The organism is Pseudomonas sp. 008, assembly GCF_016861935.1.
Lineage (GTDB): Bacteria > Pseudomonadota > Gammaproteobacteria > Pseudomonadales > Pseudomonadaceae > Aquipseudomonas.
On sequence record NZ_BOMA01000010.1, the window covers coordinates 120,255 to 139,246 of the forward strand.

The window sequence follows — 18,992 nt, forward strand, 5'->3', positions numbered from 1 at the left end:
TCTTTTTTGATGGGTGGAACGGTGGCTCAGAAAACCACCGAGCGCCGACTATAACCAGCGCGTGACATGGATTGCAATGACTTGACCAAATGGCCAGTAACGACAGCCAGGGAAGCGCTACTTACTCTGGGCGAAAAGGAATCGCCCGCTATGGGGGACATGGAATGCAAGAGATCAAATGCCAAGGGAACGGACTCATCTTCGGTATCAGTTGTATCGATCAAGAGCTAGAAAGTTGGCCGGTATTAATACTGCCTACCTGCAACATGAACTGGAGAGGGCCGGCCCCACAGTCCTCGATCTATCCAGAGTACGCTTTGAAGCAATCAGCGCGCAGGCATTGAATGCTTTTGAGCGCTGGGACGATCCACACTTTTCATGGGGTGAGGTCGTTAGGTGGAAAGCGAGGGAACCCTTGGCTCTGGACCTCGCCATTTGGTTCGATGAAGTACTGTGCGGACTATGCTTTGCAAACCCAAACAACAGTCGGCAACGAATCCGTATCGTGCGATTGGAGGGATGTCCTGGTGGAGTCCATGCCCTGAAAAACCGTATTGCGCCATTGGCCATATTGGTCATCGAACAGTATGCCCAAATCATCGGCAGCAGGTTCATTGAAGTTCAGGAGCCGCTGGAGGGGGCAATTTCCATTGACCAACAACTCGGTTTTTACTTTGATGCTGAAGGCCGACTTGTCAAAGCACTGGAGAGCCTAGTATCGTGAAAACTGTTCAATTAATAACCAACGGCGGAGGGAAGATGCGCAAAGTAATTAAAAAGTCCCCCACAAAGAAAAGCTCGCCCACAACAGAAAACAAGCCCATTGCTGTAGAGCTGACAGCCAGTCAACGGCACATTCTGCAGGTTATTGCGACGGGTACCGAAACCGAAGAGCCTAGCCTGCTCGCCGGGCGCCCCTAAAACTCACAGGCAAAAAAAACCGCTCCCAAAGAGCGGTTTTTTCATTCAATGATTGGCCTCAACCAAACAACCAATACCCCAACAACGTCAACACCACCACCGCCAGCACCGGTCGCAGCACGCGATAGGCCTTGGGGTTGCGGCGCTTCCACTGCTTGACCGCGCCGCTGAATTTGTCGCTGAAAGTCTTGCTCCAGGCATAAGCCTGGTTGATCCCGCCAACGCGCTCGTCGTCAAGGTTCTGCGGCGCAGTAGCACGCCCCAGCCAGCCGCTGATCCAGCGGTTGATGCGGGTCATCAGGCGGTTGCTCAAGGGGCGTTCGATGTCGCAGAACAGGATGACGCGGGTTTGCTCAGTTTCGTTCTTGACCCAGTGCACGTAGGTTTCATCGAACATCACGTCTTCGCCATCACGCCAGGCGTAGACCTGACCGTCGACGAAGATGCGGCAATCGTCGGAGTTCGGCGTCGACAACCCCAGGTGATAACGCAGGGAACCGGCGAACGGGTCACGATGCGGATTGAGGTGACTGCCACCGGGCAGCAGCGCAAACATGGCGCCTTTGACATTCGGGATTCCGCTGACCAAAGCCACGGTTTTCGGGCACAAGGCTTCAGCCGACGGCAGCGGTTTGTCGTACCACTTGAGGTAGAAACGCTTCCAGCCCTTCTTGAAGAACGAACCGAAACCGGCGTCGTTGTTCTTTTCGGCGGCGCGAATGTAGCCCTCGTCGAACAGGTGCATGGCTTCGTCGCGGATAACTTCCCAGTTGTCCCTAAGCACGTCGAGCTCCGGGAACTTGCTGCGGTCCAGATAGGGCTTGGACGGCACACCGGAGAACAGGTACATCAAGGCGTTATAGGGCGCGAACAGGGCCGAGTGATTGACGAACTGACGCAGGACCGGCAAACGCGCCTTGCCACGCAAATGCACATAGAGCGTGCTGCCGAGAAACAGCAGCAACACCGACGCCTTCGCGACAAAGGAAAAGCTCATCTACGACTCCTTGAGAATAGGAAACTCCGCACAACGCCTTTTACCCGACGTGGCAGTCGGCCATGATAAACACTACCGGCCTCGGGAAAAACCCGTATTACTCAACATTCAGTGTTAAGGATTGTGCAATAAAGCACTTCTTAACATAGGGTTCCTGAACGGGGGCTGACCTGAATCAACCCCCTGATCGACTTCAAAACAGCCATAAAATCTTATTGCTGATTTTCCTGTTCGGTAAACAAGTCACTGAACAGCATGCTCGACAGGTAGCGTTCGCCGGAGTCGGGCAGAATTACCACGATGGTCTTGCCCTGCATTTCCGGGGTTTCGGCCAGGCGTACGGCTACCGCCATGGCGGCGCCGCAAGAGATGCCGCTCAAAATGCCCTCTTCCTGCATCAGACGAAGGGCCATCGCCTTGGATTCGTCGTCGCTGACCAATTCCACCCGATCAACCATCGACAAATCCAGGTTCTTCGGCACAAAACCAGCGCCGATGCCCTGGATCTTGTGCGGGCTCGGTTTGATCTCTTCCCCGGCGATCGCCTGGGTAATTACCGGCGACACCACCGGCTCCACCGCCACCGAGAGAATCGGTTTGCCCTGGGTATTCTTGATATACCGCGAAACTCCGGTAATGGTTCCACCCGTTCCGACGCCCGCCACCAGCACGTCGACCGCACCGTCGGTGTCGTTCCAGATTTCCGGGCCGGTGGTTTTTTCGTGGATGGCCGGGTTGGCCGGGTTTTCGAACTGCCCCGGCATGAAGTAGGTGGACGGATCACTGGCGAGGATTTCGGCGGCCTTCTCGATCGCGCCTTTCATGCCCTTGGCCGGCTCCGTCAACACCAGTTCGGCGCCAAGGGCCTTGAGCACCTTGCGTCGCTCGATGCTCATGGACGCGGGCATGGTCAACATCAACCGATAACCACGGGCGGCGGCAACGAATGCCAGGCCGATACCGGTATTGCCCGAGGTCGGTTCGATGATGGTCATGCCGGGCTTGAGTTTACCGCTGCTTTCAGCATCCCAGATCATGTTCGCGCCAATTCGGCACTTGACCGAATAACCAGGGTTGCGCCCTTCGATCTTGGCCAGAATGGTGACACCGCGCGGGGCGATACGGTTGATCTGCACCAGCGGCGTATTGCCGATGGAGTGGGCGTTGTCAGCATAGATACGGCTCATGGCTGGGTCCTTATACAGCGTTGAATTAGCCCACCAAGGTATGCCTGTTACTCGTGGTCGTCCAGTCAGTCGAACGTCCGGCTGCCACAGCAGTCAACCGCTTTACATCGCCAGAGATTTGCCGCCATGAAGCGTCGATACAGTTGGCCCCTGCTGACCCTCGCCGGCCTCCTCATGCTGCTGGTTGCCGCGCACATCGCCCTGCCCTATGTCGTGCGTGACTATCTGAACGAGCGATTGGCCAACATGGGCGACTATCGCGGGCAGATTACCGACGTGGACCTGGCCCTGTGGCGCGGCGCCTACAAAATCAACGGCCTGAAAATCGTCAAGGTCGAAGGCAAGGTCCCGGTGCCTTTCGTCAACGCGCCATTGATCGACCTCTCCGTCAGTTGGCACTCACTTTGGTATGACCATGCCGTGGTGGGCAAGGCCCGGTTCGACAGGCCCGAGGTGAACTTTGTCGACGGTGGTGCCAACAAGAAAAACTCCCAGACCGGTGAAGGCACCGATTGGCGGGCTCAATTGGAGAAACTGCTGCCGATCACCCTGAACGAAGTACGGATCAACGATGGCCGGATCACCTTTCGTAACTTCAATTCAAAACCGCCTGTCAATATGAATGCCACCCAGGTCAGTGCCACCATTTACAACCTGACCAACGTGGTCGACAAAAAAGGCAAACGCGACGCACGTTTCGACGGCAAGGCCCTGTTGCTCGGGGATGCGCCGCTGGAAACCACGGCAACTTTTGATCCATTGAGCGACTTCCAGAACTTCCAATTCCGCCTGCGCGTCAAGGACCTCGAACTCAAACGCATGAACGACTTCGCCGCGGCCTATGGCAAGTTCGACTTCAATGCCGGCCATGGCGATCTGGTCATCGAAGCCGAGGCCAACAAGGGTCAACTCACTGGCTACATCAAACCGCTATTGCACGACGTCGATGTGTTCAATTGGCAACAGGACGTGGAAAACAAAGATAAAGGGCTTTTCCGTTCCATCTGGGAAGCGCTCGTCGGAGGCACCGAGAACGTGCTGAAGAACCAGCAGAAAAACCAGTTCGCCACTCGCGTCGAGCTCAAGGGCAACGTGCATCAGCGAGATATCAGCGCGTTCGAGGCTTTTTTGCAGATTTTACGTAATGGTTTCATTGAAGCATTCAATGCCCAGTACGAACGATCCAAGCCGGATTCCGGCTAAGATTTTCGTGTAACGGTGTAACGACCGGTTTCTTCCGCCGCCCGCGCCGGGTTCGATTGCTGCTGCAAAAAGTCCCAACCCAGACAAGCCAACGCCAGCGACCGAGGCACTGCTTCACGACCGCTGCTGTAGCGACTAATACTGCGGGCACTGACTCCCAGCGCCTCGGCCGCCTGATTCAGCGACAACCCGGTGCGAGCACGCCAATCGATAAAAATACGAGTGTTTTCATCTGCCGCATTTTGCGCAAGGGCATCCAGATACAGCGTGTCAGCGCCAATCTGAATATCCAGCTCGGGCCACTCCACACTCCAGCCATCGTCACCCAGGGTTGCGCCTTCAAAAGCACCGCTCTCCAGCAATGGCTGCAACCCCGGGTATGAGCGCAGGTCGCGACTTAAATCGAGGCTCTGTTGCTGCCCATCGATAAACGTCAGCGCCAGACGGTAATCCGGCAACACCTGCACGGCCGACAACCGTGGTCGTTTCATGGGTAACATCGTTTCCAATCCTCCAGCAATTGCACCTGATGGGCTCTGACCCACTCCAGCGCTTCCTTGATAATCAGCGGCGGCGCCTTGCCCAACATTACTTCGACGGTTTCCAGGCTAAGCATCACATCCAGCCCGCCACCGGTCAGGTGGACATGGGGTGGCGGATGATCCTTCTCGCGCAACTGAATTCGATACGTATCGCGAAATCGGTATTTAGTAGACATGCCCCGCAAGCTATCGCCAAAATGGCGATATCTCAATACTGGCCAGCAGCCGAGACTGAGTCAAGATGTGACGCCCCATTCAGAGACTGAATAAGCCGTCTGCGTTCACAGTCGACCGACCTGCGCGTTATAGTCGAGCCTGACCATTTATTGCGCCCCGCCCTGCCTCGCTCAGGTCGGCGTTACCGTTCGAGGATTAGCAGATGAAGTTCGAAGGCACCCAGGCCTACGTCGCCACCGATGACCTGAAGCTGGCGGTCAACGCCGCTATCACCCTGGAGCGACCACTGCTGGTCAAGGGTGAGCCAGGCACCGGCAAGACCATGCTCGCCGAGCAACTGGCCGAGTCCTTCGGCGCCAAGTTGATTACCTGGCACATCAAGTCCACCACCAAGGCGCATCAAGGCCTGTACGAGTACGACGCGGTCAGCCGCCTGCGGGATTCGCAACTGGGCGTGGACAAGGTCCACGACGTCCGCAACTACCTGAAAAAGGGCAAGCTCTGGGAGGCGTTCGAGTCCGAAGAGCGGGTGATTCTGCTGATCGACGAAATCGACAAGGCCGACATCGAGTTCCCCAACGACTTGCTGCAAGAACTCGACAGGATGGAGTTCTACGTTTATGAGATCGACGAGACCATCAAGGCCAAGAAGCGCCCGATCATCATCATTACCTCCAACAACGAGAAAGAGCTGCCGGACGCCTTCCTGCGCCGCTGCTTCTTCCATTACATCGCATTCCCGGATCGCGTGACGCTGCAGAAGATCGTCGACGTGCACTACCCGGACATCAAGAAAGACCTGGTCAGCGAAGCGCTGGACGTGTTCTTCGACGTGCGCAAGGTGCCGGGCCTGAAGAAGAAGCCCTCGACCTCCGAACTGGTGGACTGGCTGAAACTGCTGATGGCCGACAACATCGGCGAAGCGGTGCTGCGCGAACGCGATCCGACCAAGGCTATTCCGCCGCTGGCAGGCGCCTTGGTGAAGAACGAACAGGACGTGCAATTGCTTGAGCGTCTGGCGTTCATGAGTCGTCGCGGTACTCGATAAGGGCTAACGCCATGCTGCTCAACCTGTTCAACGAAATGCGCGCAGCCAAGGTGCCGGTCTCGGTGCGTGAGCTGCTGGACCTGATCAACGCGCTGAAACAGCGCGTGACCTTCGCCAACATGGACGAGTTTTATTACTTGTCGCGGGCGATTCTGGTGAAGGACGAACGGCATTTCGACAAGTTCGACCGGGCGTTCGGAGCCTACTTCAATGGTCTGGAAAAGCTCGACGATCACCTTCAGGCGTTGATCCCGGAAGACTGGCTGCGCAAGGAATTCGAACGTTCCCTGACTGACGAAGAGCGGGCCGCGATCCAGTCCCTCGGCGGCCTGGACAAGCTGATCGAAGAGTTCAAGAAACGCCTGGAAGAACAGAAAGAACGCCATGCCGGCGGCAACAAATGGATCGGCACCGGCGGCACCAGCCCGTTCGGTTCCGGCGGTTTCAACCCGGAAGGGATTCGGGTCGGCGATGCCGGTAAGCGCCAGGGCAAAGCGGTGAAAGTCTGGGACCAGCGCGAGTACAAGAACCTCGACGACTCGGTGGAACTGGGCACGCGCAACATCAAGGTCGCCCTGCGTCGCTTGCGTAAATTCGCCCGTCAGGGCGCGGCGGAAGAACTGGACATCGACGGCACCATCGACCACACCGCGCGCGATGCCGGGTTGTTGAACATCCAGATGCGTCCGGAGCGGCGCAACACCGTCAAGCTGTTGCTGCTGTTCGACATCGGTGGCTCGATGGACGCCCACGTGAAGATCTGCGAAGAGTTGTTCTCCGCCTGCAAGACCGAGTTCAAGCATCTGGAGTACTTCTACTTCCACAACTTCATTTATGAATCGGTGTGGAAGAACAACATGCGCCGCACCTCCGAGCGCACCGCCACTCAGGACTTGCTGCACAAGTACGGTGCCGACTACAAAGTGATCTTCATCGGCGATGCCGCCATGGCGCCCTATGAAATCACCCAGGCCGGCGGCAGCGTCGAGCACTGGAACGAAGAAGCCGGTTACGTGTGGATGCAGCGCTTCAAGGAAAAGTACAAGAAGCTCATCTGGATCAACCCATACCCGAAAGACACCTGGGGCTACACCTCGTCGACCAACATCGTGCGGGATTTGATCGATGATCAAATGTATCCGCTGACGTTGCGGGGGTTGGAGGAAGGGATGCGGTTTTTGTCCAAATAAAGCATTGCATCTGTGGCGAGGGGGCTTGCCCCCGTTGGGTTGCGAAGCGACCCCAAAATCTGCAATCGCGATGTATCAGACACACCGCATGCAATGGTTTTACGACTGCTGCGCAGCCGAACGGGGGCAAGCCCCCTCGCCACAGTTAAAACCGGCGCAAATACTCGACTTGTTCGCGATGCGCGACATCCTGCACCACCGGTTTCAACCGCACCTTCGCCCCCGGCAAACACTGCGCCAGCCGCGCCAACGCCAACGGCGTCAACGCCCCCAACCGCGGATAACCGCCAATGGTCTGCCGGTCATTGAGCAGCACAATCGGCTGCCCATCCGGCGGCACCTGGACCGCGCCCAGCGGGATGCCTTCGGAAATCATCGGCTTGCCCTGATACTGCAACGCCGTTCCCAACAGACGAATGCCCATGCGATCGGCGCGACTGTCGAGGGTCCAGACGCTGTTGAACGCATCAAACAGACTCTGCCCGCTGAATTCACCGATTTGCGCACCAAGCACCAGGTCCAGCGGCGCATCGAGGTTGAAATCCGGAACGTGCTCGCGAGGCAGCTCCCGTACCAGCAGCGGCGCTTCGGTGGAGTACTTCAACGACGATCCCTTGGCCAACGCTCGGCCCATGCCGTCGAGGCCACCGAGTTCCTCACGCACCACAGTCGCAGTGCTGCCCAGCACCTTCGGCGCATCAAACCCGCCTGGTGCCGCGAGGTACGCCCGAGCGCCAAGCAGCGGTTGCGTGAATTGCAATCGCTGACCTTTGCCCAGTTTGAAACTGCGCCACGGCGCCAGGGGCTGGCCATCAATCTGCGCCCCAAGATCGGCACCCGCCAATGCCAGCAAGCAATCGTCCTCGGCCACCACACTGAACCCGCCGAGGGTGATTTCGATCACTGATGCATCCAGCCCATTGCCCAGCAGCCAGTTGGCCCACGACATCGACCGCCAATCCAGCCCGCCGCCCTGGGTCACGCCCAGATGCCGCACACCAAATCGCCCGGCGTCCTGCAACAGGCAAAGCGGTGTACTTGCTTCAATCGTCATTCGGCTCATGCCAAGGTCTCCAACGGCGTGTCGTCACCGCCCAGGTTGATGAACTCGGCATGACTGACCGCCTCGAAGCGCACCGTGTCGCCCGGTTGCATCAAGCTGTAGCCGTCGCGTTCACGGTCGAACAATTTGGCCGGGGTGCGACCGATCAGGTTCCAGCCGCCGGGGGACACTACCGGATAAGCCGCCGTCTGGCGTTCGGCGATGCCGACACTGCCGGCGGCGACTTTTTTGCGCGGTGTACTCAGACGCGGTGCGGCCAACACTTCCTCCACCAACCCCATGAACGCGAACCCCGGCGCGAAGCCCAGCGCGAACACCTGATACTCGTGTTCGCTGTGACGGCGGATCACTTCATTCACCGCTAAGCCGCTACGCTGGGACAACAGGTTCAACTCCGGCCCAACGCTCAAGTCATACCAGACCGGCAGCACATGGCATTTCCCCTTGGCCCGAGCGTTGGGCGTCAGATCGATCAGGGCTTGAGCAATCAACTCCCGGGCCTGGGCAGGGTTCAATGCCATCAGATCGTAATGCACCATCAGCGTCGTGTAGGACGGCACCAGATCGATCAAATGGCTGGCGAATGCTTCTCGCAAACGCTCGCTGGCCGCGAGCATCCACGGCATGTTGGCCTCGGCAATTTCATCGAACAGGCGCACCATCAGGCAATCGAGCGCCACCACTTCCACCCGTGGCTTCATGATGCGCTCTGCTGATTCAAGGCCTCACGAATGCGCCGCACGGCGGCCACCGAACTGGCGTTGTCGCCGTGTACGCACAAGGTATTGGCCTGCAAGTGCAAGGCGCTGCCATCGCTGGCCGTGAGGTTGTCACCGCGGGCAATGATCAGCGCCTGTTCGATGATTTTCTCGGGATCGTGATGCACGGCCCCCGGCAGTTGCCGCGAGACCAGCATTCCGGCGCTGTCGTAAGCGCGATCGGCGAAGGCTTCAAACCACAGGGTCACGCCGTATTCGTCGCCCAACTGCTGGGCGGCGCTGTTGTCGCGAGTGGCCATCAGCATCAGCGGCAGTGTCCGGTCATAAGCCGCCACGGCCTGGATCACCGTACGCAATTGCGCCGGGTTGGCCATCATGTCGTTGTACATCGCGCCGTGGGGTTTGACGTAACTCACTCGCCCGCCCTGAGCCCGGCAAATGCCGTCGAGGGCACCGATCTGGTAATGCAACAGGTCCTGCAGTTCCTGGGCGGTATACGCCATGGAGCGGCGACCGAAACCGACCAGATCCTGATAGGCCGGATGCGCGCCGATCTGCACGCCGTTGCTCAGGGCCAGGCTGACGGTCTTGCGCATGATGCTCGGGTCGCCGGCATGGAAGCCGCAGGCGATGTTGGCGCAGTCGATGAAGGGCATGACTTCGGCGTCCAGACCCATGGTCCAGTTGCCGAAACTCTCGCCGATGTCGCAGTTCAATAGCAGGCGGTTCACGGTGAACACTCCTGTAGGCTTTTGTCTTTTTAGCTGAAGGGCATATGCCCCTCAGATTATCAGTTAGCGGACATCCGGTTATTCGGCGTCGAGTTGTTTGCCACGGGTTTCCGGCAAGCTGAGCGCCGCCAGGATCACCACCCCGTAGGACACCGCCGCGAAAGCCCCGATTCCCACGCTCAATGGCACCTTCTGACTGAGCAAGCCGATCAGCAGCGGAAACAACGCCGCCAACGCCCGACCGATGTTGTAGCAAAAACCCTGGCCCGAGCCGCGAATCCGCGTTGGAAACAACTCGGTCAGAAACGACCCCATGCCACTGAAAATCCCCGAAGCGAAGAAGCCCAAGGGGAAGCCCAGCCAGAGCATCACTCCGTTGCTGACGGGCAATTGGGTGTACAGCAGAACAATGGTGAACGAGCCGACGGCAAACAGAATGAAGTTCTTTTTACGACCAAGGATGTCAGTCAGATACGCGCTGATTACATAACCGATGTAGGACCCGATGATCACCATCGCCAGATAACCACCCGTGCCAAGCACGCTCAAGCCCCGTTCGTTTTTCAGAAACGTCGGCAGCCAGGAGGTGATCGCGTAGTAACCGCCGAGGGCGCCGGTGGTCAGTATCGAAGCGCGAATCGTGGTGAAGAGGATGCCAGGGGCGAAAATCTCGTAGAACTTCGCCGGGTTGCTTGGCTCTTGCTTGGCCTTGGCTTCGCGGTAGATTTCCGGATCCTTGACCAGGCGACGGACGAAGATCACGAAAATCGCCGGCACGATGCCGAGGATGAACAGTGCCCGCCAGGCGTCTTCGGGCGGCAACAGCGAGAACAGCAGCGCATACAGAATCGCTGTCAGCCCCCACCCCAACGCCCAACCCGACTGCACCATGCCGACGGCTTTGCCACGGTCCTTGGCGCGGATCACTTCGCCCATCAGCACCGCGCCGGCGGTCCATTCACCACCGAAACCGAAGCCCATCAACGTGCGGCTGATCAACAGTTGCTCGTAGTTCTGGGCGAAGCCGCAAAGAAAGGTGAAGAAGGCGAACCACAACACCGTCAGTTGCAGGGTGCGCACCCGACCGATGCGGTCGGAGAGAATCCCCGCCACCCAACCACCAATAGCCGAGGCGATCAGGGTGCTGGTGTGGATCAGCCCGGCCTGGCCGGTGGTGATGCCCCACATGGCAATCAGGGTCGGTACCACGAAGCTGAGCATCTGGGTGTCCATGCCGTCCAGGCCATAGCCGATCTTGCAGCTCCAGAACGTGCGACGCTCCTGCTTGTTGATGTTGCGGTACCAGTCAAAAGGTCCCGGGCGAGCCGTGGACTTGGGGATATCGAGGGTGTCGGGCGCACTCATGGCAAAATCTCCGTGCATATTTTATTGGTATTGTTCTGAGCCCCGACGACGCCTATCGTGGGAACCGGATGGCCTGATTTTTGGGCGGTTGGCCCCGCTGCGTCCAACTAATAAAACCCCGCCCTAGACATAAGAAAAATTTTATCCACGAGCTGACCCCCATGAACCTGAAGTTTCTCGAGACGTTTGTCTGGGTCGCCCGACTCAAGAGTTTTCGCCTGACGGCGGACAAGCTCTTCACCACCCAGGCGTCGATTTCCAGCCGCATCGCCGTGCTCGAAAGCGAGCTTGGGGTGAAGCTGTTTCTGCGCGACTCCCGCGGCGTGAGCCTGACCCCCGAAGGCCTGAAAGTGCTCGATTATGCCGAGCAGATGATGGACACGATGCATGCGCTCAAGCAGGCGATCGAGACGCGTTCGAGCAAGGCCGGACGGGTGCGGATCGGCGTCATGGACACGGTGATCCACACTTGGCTCAGCCCGTTGGTGGCACAGATGATGGATCACTATCCGCTGGTGGAAATCGAGCTGGTGGCCGATACCGCGCTCAACCTCTGCGATCAGCTGCAAAAAGGCTTTCTCGATCTGATCCTGCAAACCGACCTGTTGCGCCAGGAAAGCGTGCGCAGCCTGGAATTGGTCAGTCATCCGATGGGCTGGATCGTGGCCAGCAGTTCCATCTACAACCGTGAGTATTCAGGTGTCGCCGACCTGGCGCGGGAGCGAATCATTACCTATTCGAAAAACTCCCGCCCGCACCAGGACATCGTGAGCCTGATGCAAGCCAACGGGGTCATGGCGCCACGACTGAACTGCGTGAACTCAGTGTCGGCGATTACTCGTTTACTACGCGACGGCTTCGGTATTGGCGCCCTGCCGCCGGTGCTGGTGGCCGAGGAACTGGCCCGAGGAGAGTTGACCTTGTTGGCCATCGATCAACGGCCGCCGAATTTGCAGGTGGTGGTGTCGTGGCGGGTTGGCGTGGAGTGGGTCGAAGAAATCGTGACGTTGTGTCAGCAAGTCGTGGAGTGCTATGCGCAGAAAATGGGCGAGCACTACATCGTCTTGAGCCAACCACCGGCCGGAATCTGATACACACCCTCCAAAATGTAAATATGAACCACTATCATTTGCATTATTTATTCAAAACGGTATTCTCAGCGCGCTTTCAGCTAATCAATTGTCCAGAAGGAGTCGGACCTGATGCGCGGCTACACGCAAAAACAGCAGCAATTGCTCGCTCACTGGAGCGAAGCGCTCGGCACTCAGGCTTTCCAGTCACACCGCATCACTCTCGATCATTTGAGCAATGCCCTGGAGCCCGCCGCCCAGCGCTGTTTCCAACGCCTGATCCAGGCGCTGTTTCGTGAAGAGCTGATCGACCCCGACACCTGCGAATACGACGACACCAGCCGTTGCTGGCTGCCACTTGGCGATGGCGCGCATCTTTGCTTCGAGCACTTGTCCAGCGGCAGAATGAACAGCTGGGACGTACGCGGCAGCATCGTCCTGCACACCCCGGACACACTGCCGCACAAAATCCAGTTGCCCAGCGAACTGCTCGCTCACCTCAGCACTCAGCTCAATCCGCCAGCCTCCCCCCAAGTACTGGAACGTCTGGCCCGGGAGCTGGATGACAGTTTCAGCAACGACACTCTGTGCCTGGCATTTCACCAGGGATGGACCGAGCGCCTGAGAGAGCAGATCGACGGCGGGTACGATGACAATCTGCTCGCCTGGCTCAAAGCCAGCCCCTGCCTCCAGAACCCTACGTCGCTGCTCGAACAGTGGGGGACTCTCGGCCATCCGTGGCACCCGAACTACAAGACCAAACTGGGCTTGAGCGCCGCTCAGGTCATCGCTTTCTCGCCAGAATTCGAAGCGAGTTTTCCGATCGTGCTGTGCGCCCTGCACCGCCAGTACGCACATGTTGAAGCGCTGGCTGGAACCACGGATTACTGGGATTGGTGGCAAGGTCACTTCCCACAGGCCGCCGAGCAATTGCAACGCCATTTGCAGCAAATGGGCCTGGACGCAAAGGACTACCTCCCGCTGCCGTCGCACCCATGGCAAGCCCATGAAGAGCTGCCACGTTCGTTTGCCAACGAGATCGCCGACAACCTGCTGATCGTCACTGACATCGTGGCTTTTACCGGTCACCCGACCATGTCCTTCCGCACGGTCTTGCCGCAGGCCAGTCGCACGGCACCGATGGTCAAACTGCCGGTGGCTTTGCGCCTGACCAGCGTGCAGCGCACCGTGTCGCCGCGCTCGGCCCGGATGGGTCCGCGCATCAGCCAACTGATATTGGACATCCTCGATCAGGAACCGCAGATTCAGCGCCTGCTGAACATCGTTCCAGAGCGCATCGGCGTGCATTACGCACCACTACCGGCCGATGACGAACGCTCCCGGCATGCTGGCGTGCTGTATCGCGACAACCCGCTGACCCTGCTGCAAGCAGGCGAGTTGGCGGTGCCGGTCGGCAGCCTGTTCGCCGTCAACGAATTCGAACAACCGTTGCTGCGTGATTGGGTCAGACTGGCTCAAGGCCGGGACGACAGCGAGGCCATGCTGACGTTCTTCGATGATTACCTGTCGATTGCGGTACCAAGTCTGCTGGGCATCTATCTGATGTACGGCGTGGCGTTCGAAGCGCATCAGCAAAACAGTTTCATGGTGATGGGCGCTGACGGGCAGTTGAATCGGCTGCTGTTGCGTGATTTCGGCGACGTTCGTATCGATCGCAAAACCCTGCACGCCAAGGGTATGGATATCCAGCTGCACGATCCGAAAATGACCCTGTATGACGACGCCGGCTTTGTCCGCGACAAACTCCTGCACACCACTTTCATGTGCCACCTCGGTGAGCTGACCTTGCTTTGTGCCCGCCACTGGAATGTGCCGGAAAATATCCTGTGGGAGCGATTGGCAGCGCACGTTGCACAGTGCTTCGAGACCTTGCGCGAGCGCGTTGAACCGGCACGTTGGGAATGCGAGCGCCAGGCCTTGCTGGAACAGGATTGGCCCGCCAAATCGTTCATGCGCATGCGCTTGCTCGACAGTCATGCCGACATCGTCGGACGCCTGAGTAACCCGCTGCGACCCAACACCCATGCTCGCTGACAGTCGCGCCCTGCGACTGCTGATCGTCATCCAGTTTGTCTCCATGGGCGCAATGGAAATGAGCGGCCCGTTCTGGCCCTTGCAGATCCAGCATCTGCTCGGGCCCGAAGGCGCCGGCTACACCGCGCTGTTATCGGCGATGGTCTATGCCGGCCCGATGCTGGCGGCCATGCTGCTGACCCCCCTGTGGGGCCGGTTGGGGGATCGCACCGGACACAAACCGATGATTGTTCGGGCGCTGCTGGCCCTCGCACTGTGCCAAGGGTTGGCGGCTATCACCCTCGACCCGTGGCTGCTGGTGGGCATTCGCGTGATGCAAGGCGCATTGGCCGGTTTTCTCGCTGCCGCGCAAGCCTACGCCTTGGCCTGCTGCGACAGTGCCAAACGAGGTCACACCCTGGCCCGCCTGCAATCGGCAACCGCCGTCGGCTCGTTGATCGGCCCGGTGCTGGGTGGCTGGCTGATGGACGTCTCGGGGTTTGCCTTGCTGTGTTATGGCGCGACGGCGATTTGCCTGCTGTGCGCACTGGGGAGTTTTTTCCTGCCGGCCGACAAAGCGCGAACCACGAAGAAAAAACCGGTTGAGCCGGTTGCCCTGCCCAAAGGCTGGCTCAGTGGAATCCTGTTGGTGATCGTGTTGATTCAGGCGGCGAAGATGATGCCGCAGTCGTTCTACGCTCTGTACGTCGCGAACATCCTGCATGCCCCAAGCTGGCTGATCGGTGCCACCTACGCGGCGAGCGCCGCGACCCTGGCCATTTCCGCCCCGCTGTGGGGACGCCTGTTCGACCGCTGGCAGCCGGCCTACACCTTGCGCGTCATCGAAGGCGTGGCCTGGTTATGTGCCCTGACGCTGGCGGCCACGGCATTGGCCAATGAATGGCTGGGCTTTCTCGTCAGCCGACTCGTCTGGGGCATCTGGCAAGGCGCCCTGCTGCCCGTCGCCTATGCCCTGATCGCCAACACCGTTTCCATCACCCAGCAGGGCTTCGCGCTCGGCCTCGGCAACAGCGCGGCAAAGGCTGGTGCTCTGCTCGGTGTCGTCCTTGGCGGAATAGGCATGGGCCTGGTGGGCCTGGCCCACAGTTTCTGGCTGGTGGCGCTGACCTACGCCATAGCCGCCATCGGTATCCGCTGGGTGCGCTCGTTCAACGCCACGCCTGACCGCTCGACCTTATCGCCCCACACTTATCACAACTAAAAAAGACCACGTCATGACCCGAACCAAACTCTCCCTGCTGATCCCGCTACTTGGCACCTTCAGCGCCCAGGCCTGGGCCGAGGACACCGAGCAGCAGCCCGGTACATTGAACATGCAAGCCACCGTCGTCTCCGCGACTCGCAGCGAAGCGAGCATTGCTTCGATTCCGGGCTCGGTCCAGGTGATCGACGAGCAGCAAGTCCGTGAGCAGAGTGGTGCGGGTCGCCGGGTCTCCGACATCCTCGGGCAACTGGTCCCGGGTATTGCGCCATCCAGCGGCGGGATGAGTAACTTCGGCCAGACGCTGCGCGGGCGCAACATGCTGGTGTTGATCGACGGCGTATCGCAGAACGCCACGCGCGACAACTTCCGCCAGCTCAACAGCATCGCCCCGGCCAGCATCGAACGCATCGAAGTGATCTCCGGCGCCAGCAGCATTTACGGTGCCGGTGCTTCAGGCGGCATCATCAACATCATCACCAAGCGCAATCAGGGCCAGGACATTGCCTACAGCAGCAAACTGGGCCTGACCAGCGGTAACAACCTCAACAGAAAAGGCTTCGCCTACGAAGCTTTCCAGAGTGCCACCGGGCGCAAGGATGCGTTGGACTGGTATGTGTCTGCCGACCTGACCCAGCGCAACGATCAGTTCGATGGCAACGGCAACCGCATCCCCCAGGACACCTCCCAGGGCAGCAACATGGATACCGAAACCTATGACCTGCAAGGTCGTTTCGGTTATGAGCTGGATGCCGACAAGAAACTCAGCCTGTCGCTGCAGGACTACAAGGACCAGCAGGACACCGGCTACACCAAAGACCCGAAAAACTCGCAGCAAGCGGTGGCAGTCAAAGGTCTGAAACTCGACGACCAACCCTATACCCATAACCAGGCGGTCAACCTCAACTACACCGACAAGGACTTCTACGGTCAGGGCCTGCAACTGGAAAGCTACTGGCGCCGCGCCGATGCACTGTTCTTTCCGGACCTGTCGCGGGGCAAGGCCGGGATCTCCGACAACAACAGTGTGCAGGACGTCTACGGCCTGCGCGCGGCCATCGACACGCCGCTGCCATCGATCGGGAGCGCCACGGGCAATCTGGTCTGGGGGGCTGACTATGACAATGAGCGCTCCCGTCAACGAGGTGATCAATACACGCTGAAGGGCCTGACCTATACCAAGACCGGCACCACCTACGAGCTGGGCCCGGACATCGAAACCACCACCAAATCGCTGTTCGGGCAGATGTCCTGGGACATCGGTGACTGGACCTTGCGTGGCGGTGTACGCCGCGAATGGATCGAAAGCGACGTCTCCGACAGCATCGCCTACGGTCAGATCGTCCAGACCGGCATACGCGCAACGCTGCCCGGTGACACCCTCAAATACGACGCCACGCTGTACAACCTGGGGGCGGTCTACCACCTGAGTGAAAACCAGGACGTCTTCGCCAATTACAGCCAGGGATTTTCGCTGCCGGATATCCAGCGCTTCATGCGTGACGTCAGCAGCACCTTCGATATCCAGAGTCTTAACGCCCAGGCCATCAAGGTCGACAGTTACGAGTTGGGCTGGCGTGGCAACTGGGACCAGTGGCAAGCCGACGTCACCGTGTACGAAAACACCTCAGACGTGACCCAGTTCTACGATGCCAATGATCGCGTATTGCGTCTGATCAATCAGAAAGAGCGAGTTCGCGGCATCGAAAACAGCCTGACCTACCGCGCGACCGATCACTGGTCGGTGGGTGGCACTTATGCCTGGGCCAAAGGCGAGACCGAGCAGAACGGCAAATGGATCGATCTGCCGGCCACGCGCATCTCACCTGCCAAGACCACACTGTTCGTCGGCTACACCGAAGACGACTACAGCCTGCGCCTGCAAGGCATGCGTTTGGCCAATTACGATGCCGCCGCCAAGGACAACAATGGACGCGACATCGAAGGCTATACGCTGGTGGACCTGCTCGGCTCCGTGCAACTGCCGGTCGGTCGTCTTGAAGGCGGCGTGTACAACCTGACCAACCGCACGTACCAGAACCTGTTCACCCAGGCCAACGCCAGAGCGCCGTATGCCAACGCTGAAGGCCGCACGCTGAGCATGAGCTACTCGATCGATTGGTAAAAACCGGAGCCGGCTTGCCAGCGATGCGATCTCGCGGCAATCGCCGGCAAGTCGGCTCCAGTGTTACAACCCGCGCAAATCCCGCTCTTCGATCGGCCGGCTCTGACGCAGGCGCTTGCCGCCCAGCACCACCCAGTCGATCAACCGGAACAGGCATTCAATGCCGAACGACAGCAGCAACGCGCCGCTCATGCCCCAGATCATCGCTTCAGGCGTCAGCAGGATCTGGTAGCTGTAGCCGTTCCAGGTTTCCTTGCGAATATCCGGGTCGGCCGCCAGCACCACTTGCAGGAAGCGGATGTACCACGGGCCCTGCATGGCCTGGAATTGCTTGTCCAAAGCCAATTGACGGGTGAGCAAGGTGCTCAGGCTGTCGGCATCGCTGCGAAAGATCGGGTCTTCGCTGGCACGGTAATGGGCCACCAGCGCCTGCATATCGCCCTTGAAAAACTGATTGGCAGTGCCCTGAAAACCGCTCAAACCGGTCTGCGCCTCGATCAGATGCGCCTCGACCCGCTTGGCATAGTCGCTGATGAACCCAGGCACCTGGACACCGATCAACAGGCCTGCCGCAAACAACACCAGCCGTAGATAACTGAGCAACATGGGGGGGGAGATCCTTATTCGGTCTTGCCCTGGCTGACGCATTCACCGCGTCGCCAGAGGCTCCATTGGCCCGGTTCGTAGCGGGTCCAGGTTTCGTTTTCGGTCAAGGGTTCGGTGGCGATCACCGTGACCACGTCGTTGGGCGTGGTTTCGGCCTGGAAGTCGACGATCACATCGACATCCTTCAAGCGTGCCGGGCCGAACGGGGCACGACGGGTGATCTGCGCCAGCTTGGTCGAGCAGTAGCAGAACAACCAGTCGCCATCGCTGAGCAAGCAGTTGAACACGCCTTTGCTGCGGTACTCGGCGCAAGCGGCCACCAGGTCTGGCAGCAGTTCTTCGATGTCCACCGGCTCGGGGAACGCAGCACGCACCCGGTTGAGCAAATCGCAGAATGCCGCTTCGCTGTCGGTATCGCCGACGGGGCGGTAGAAACTGGCGGTCGGGTTGAAGTCGGCCAACTGGCCATTGTGGGCGAAACACCAGTTGCGACCCCACAACTCGCGCACAAACGGGTGGGTGTTGGACAGGCAGACCTTGCCGACATTGGCCTGACGGATGTGGCCGATTACCACTTCGCTCTTGATCGGATAGCGCTGCACCAGGTTCGCCACTTCCGACTCGCTGCTCGCCGCCGGGTCCTGGAACAACCGCAGGCCACGGCCTTCATAGAAAGCGATGCCCCAACCGTCACGGTGCGGTCCGGTGCGGCCGCCGCGCTGCATCAGCCCGGTGAAGCTGAACACGATATCGGTCGGGACATTGGCGCTCATGCCCAATAACTCACACATG

Annotated in this window: 19 protein-coding genes; 9 read left to right on the forward strand and 10 right to left on the reverse strand. The window is 59.2% G+C overall.

The features are described 5' to 3' along the window. Positions 1-178 precede the first annotated feature (178 nt). The gene (locus JUI81_RS20570; protein ID WP_204124937.1) at positions 179-724 is read left to right on the forward strand and encodes a hypothetical protein; all 546 of its coding nucleotides are present in this window, start codon (positions 179-181) and stop codon (positions 722-724) included. Further along, entirely contained in the window at positions 721-921 is a 201-nt protein-coding gene (locus JUI81_RS20575; RefSeq protein WP_204124987.1) for a hypothetical protein, read from the forward strand. The genes JUI81_RS20570 and JUI81_RS20575 overlap by 4 nt, the downstream gene beginning before the upstream one ends. A gap of 58 nt (positions 922-979) precedes the next feature. Here the strand turns inward: JUI81_RS20575 and JUI81_RS20580 are convergent, their stop codons facing one another. Continuing rightward, positions 980-1,918: an aspartyl/asparaginyl beta-hydroxylase domain-containing protein gene (locus JUI81_RS20580; protein ID WP_019648017.1), complete on the reverse strand. Its 939-nt coding sequence runs from the start codon at positions 1,916-1,918 to the stop codon at positions 980-982. Positions 1,919-2,130: 212 nt separating this feature from the next. After that, positions 2,131-3,105, reverse strand: a complete 975-nt coding sequence (gene cysK, locus JUI81_RS20585; protein ID WP_007934098.1) for a cysteine synthase A — start codon at positions 3,103-3,105, stop codon at positions 2,131-2,133. Positions 3,106-3,231: 126 nt separating this feature from the next. Between cysK and JUI81_RS20590 the strand changes: the two genes are divergently transcribed. Next, entirely contained in the window at positions 3,232-4,308 is a 1,077-nt protein-coding gene (locus JUI81_RS20590; protein ID WP_019580800.1) for a DUF748 domain-containing protein, read from the forward strand. Here JUI81_RS20590 and JUI81_RS20595 read toward each other — a convergent pair. Next, positions 4,305-4,808: a DUF2442 domain-containing protein gene (locus tag JUI81_RS20595; RefSeq protein WP_204124938.1), complete on the reverse strand. Its 504-nt coding sequence runs from the start codon at positions 4,806-4,808 to the stop codon at positions 4,305-4,307. The two genes, JUI81_RS20590 and JUI81_RS20595, sit on opposite strands and share 4 nt — an antisense overlap. Next, a complete protein-coding gene (locus tag JUI81_RS20600) occupies positions 4,796-5,026 on the reverse strand; it encodes a DUF4160 domain-containing protein (protein WP_019580802.1) in 231 nt (76 codons plus the stop codon). The genes JUI81_RS20595 and JUI81_RS20600 overlap by 13 nt, the downstream gene beginning before the upstream one ends. A gap of 203 nt (positions 5,027-5,229) precedes the next feature. Here JUI81_RS20600 and JUI81_RS20605 point away from each other — a divergent pair, with 203 nt between their 5' ends. Together JUI81_RS20605 and JUI81_RS20610 are read left to right on the forward strand one after the other, a co-directional pair. Continuing rightward, a complete protein-coding gene (locus JUI81_RS20605) occupies positions 5,230-6,075 on the forward strand; it encodes a MoxR family ATPase (RefSeq protein ID WP_018926745.1) in 846 nt (281 codons plus the stop codon). 11 nt (positions 6,076-6,086) lie between these two features. Then, a complete protein-coding gene (locus JUI81_RS20610) occupies positions 6,087-7,265 on the forward strand; it encodes a VWA domain-containing protein (protein ID WP_204124939.1) in 1,179 nt (392 codons plus the stop codon). Between the two features lie 145 nt (positions 7,266-7,410). Here JUI81_RS20610 and JUI81_RS20615 read toward each other — a convergent pair whose 3' ends face one another. The 4 genes from JUI81_RS20615 to JUI81_RS20630 form a co-directional block, all read right to left on the reverse strand. Then, positions 7,411-8,328, reverse strand: a complete 918-nt coding sequence (locus tag JUI81_RS20615; RefSeq protein WP_204124940.1) for a biotin-dependent carboxyltransferase family protein — start codon at positions 8,326-8,328, stop codon at positions 7,411-7,413. After that, entirely contained in the window at positions 8,325-9,029 is a 705-nt protein-coding gene (gene pxpB / locus JUI81_RS20620) for a 5-oxoprolinase subunit PxpB (protein WP_018926747.1), read from the reverse strand. Before pxpB ends, JUI81_RS20615 begins: the two co-directional genes overlap by 4 nt. After that, positions 9,026-9,778 (reverse strand): 5-oxoprolinase subunit PxpA, encoded by a 753-nt coding sequence (locus tag JUI81_RS20625; protein ID WP_019580807.1) that lies wholly within the window; start codon positions 9,776-9,778, stop codon positions 9,026-9,028. Before JUI81_RS20625 ends, pxpB begins: the two co-directional genes overlap by 4 nt. A 78-nt stretch (positions 9,779-9,856) precedes the next feature. Continuing rightward, a complete protein-coding gene (locus tag JUI81_RS20630) occupies positions 9,857-11,143 on the reverse strand; it encodes an MFS transporter (RefSeq protein ID WP_028939350.1) in 1,287 nt (428 codons plus the stop codon). 161 nt (positions 11,144-11,304) lie between these two features. Here JUI81_RS20630 and JUI81_RS20635 point away from each other — a divergent pair, with 161 nt between their 5' ends. The 4 genes from JUI81_RS20635 (at position 11,305) to JUI81_RS20650 (ending at position 17,594) form a co-directional block, all read left to right on the forward strand. Further along, a complete protein-coding gene (locus tag JUI81_RS20635) occupies positions 11,305-12,234 on the forward strand; it encodes a LysR family transcriptional regulator (protein WP_019580809.1) in 930 nt (309 codons plus the stop codon). A gap of 111 nt (positions 12,235-12,345) precedes the next feature. After that, complete coding sequence (locus tag JUI81_RS20640) at positions 12,346-14,268, forward strand: IucA/IucC family siderophore biosynthesis protein (RefSeq protein WP_204124941.1); 1,923 nt, start codon at positions 12,346-12,348, stop codon at positions 14,266-14,268. After that, the gene (locus JUI81_RS20645; protein WP_028939347.1) at positions 14,258-15,469 is read left to right on the forward strand and encodes an MFS transporter; all 1,212 of its coding nucleotides are present in this window, start codon (positions 14,258-14,260) and stop codon (positions 15,467-15,469) included. Before JUI81_RS20640 ends, JUI81_RS20645 begins: the two co-directional genes overlap by 11 nt. A 13-nt stretch (positions 15,470-15,482) precedes the next feature. After that, positions 15,483-17,594: a TonB-dependent receptor gene (locus tag JUI81_RS20650; RefSeq protein WP_019580812.1), complete on the forward strand. Its 2,112-nt coding sequence runs from the start codon at positions 15,483-15,485 to the stop codon at positions 17,592-17,594. 63 nt (positions 17,595-17,657) lie between these two features. On the opposite strand, the gene JUI81_RS20655 is transcribed toward JUI81_RS20650, so the two are convergent. Together JUI81_RS20655 and JUI81_RS20660 are read right to left on the reverse strand one after the other, a co-directional pair. After that, a complete protein-coding gene (locus JUI81_RS20655) occupies positions 17,658-18,200 on the reverse strand; it encodes a DUF2937 family protein (protein ID WP_096479670.1) in 543 nt (180 codons plus the stop codon). Between the two features lie 14 nt (positions 18,201-18,214). Then, positions 18,215-18,991 carry a class II glutamine amidotransferase gene (locus tag JUI81_RS20660; RefSeq protein WP_019580814.1) on the reverse strand — a complete coding sequence of 259 codons (777 nt, stop codon included), beginning with the start codon at positions 18,989-18,991 and terminating at the stop codon, positions 18,215-18,217. Between the last annotated feature and the right edge of the window lies 1 nt (position 18,992).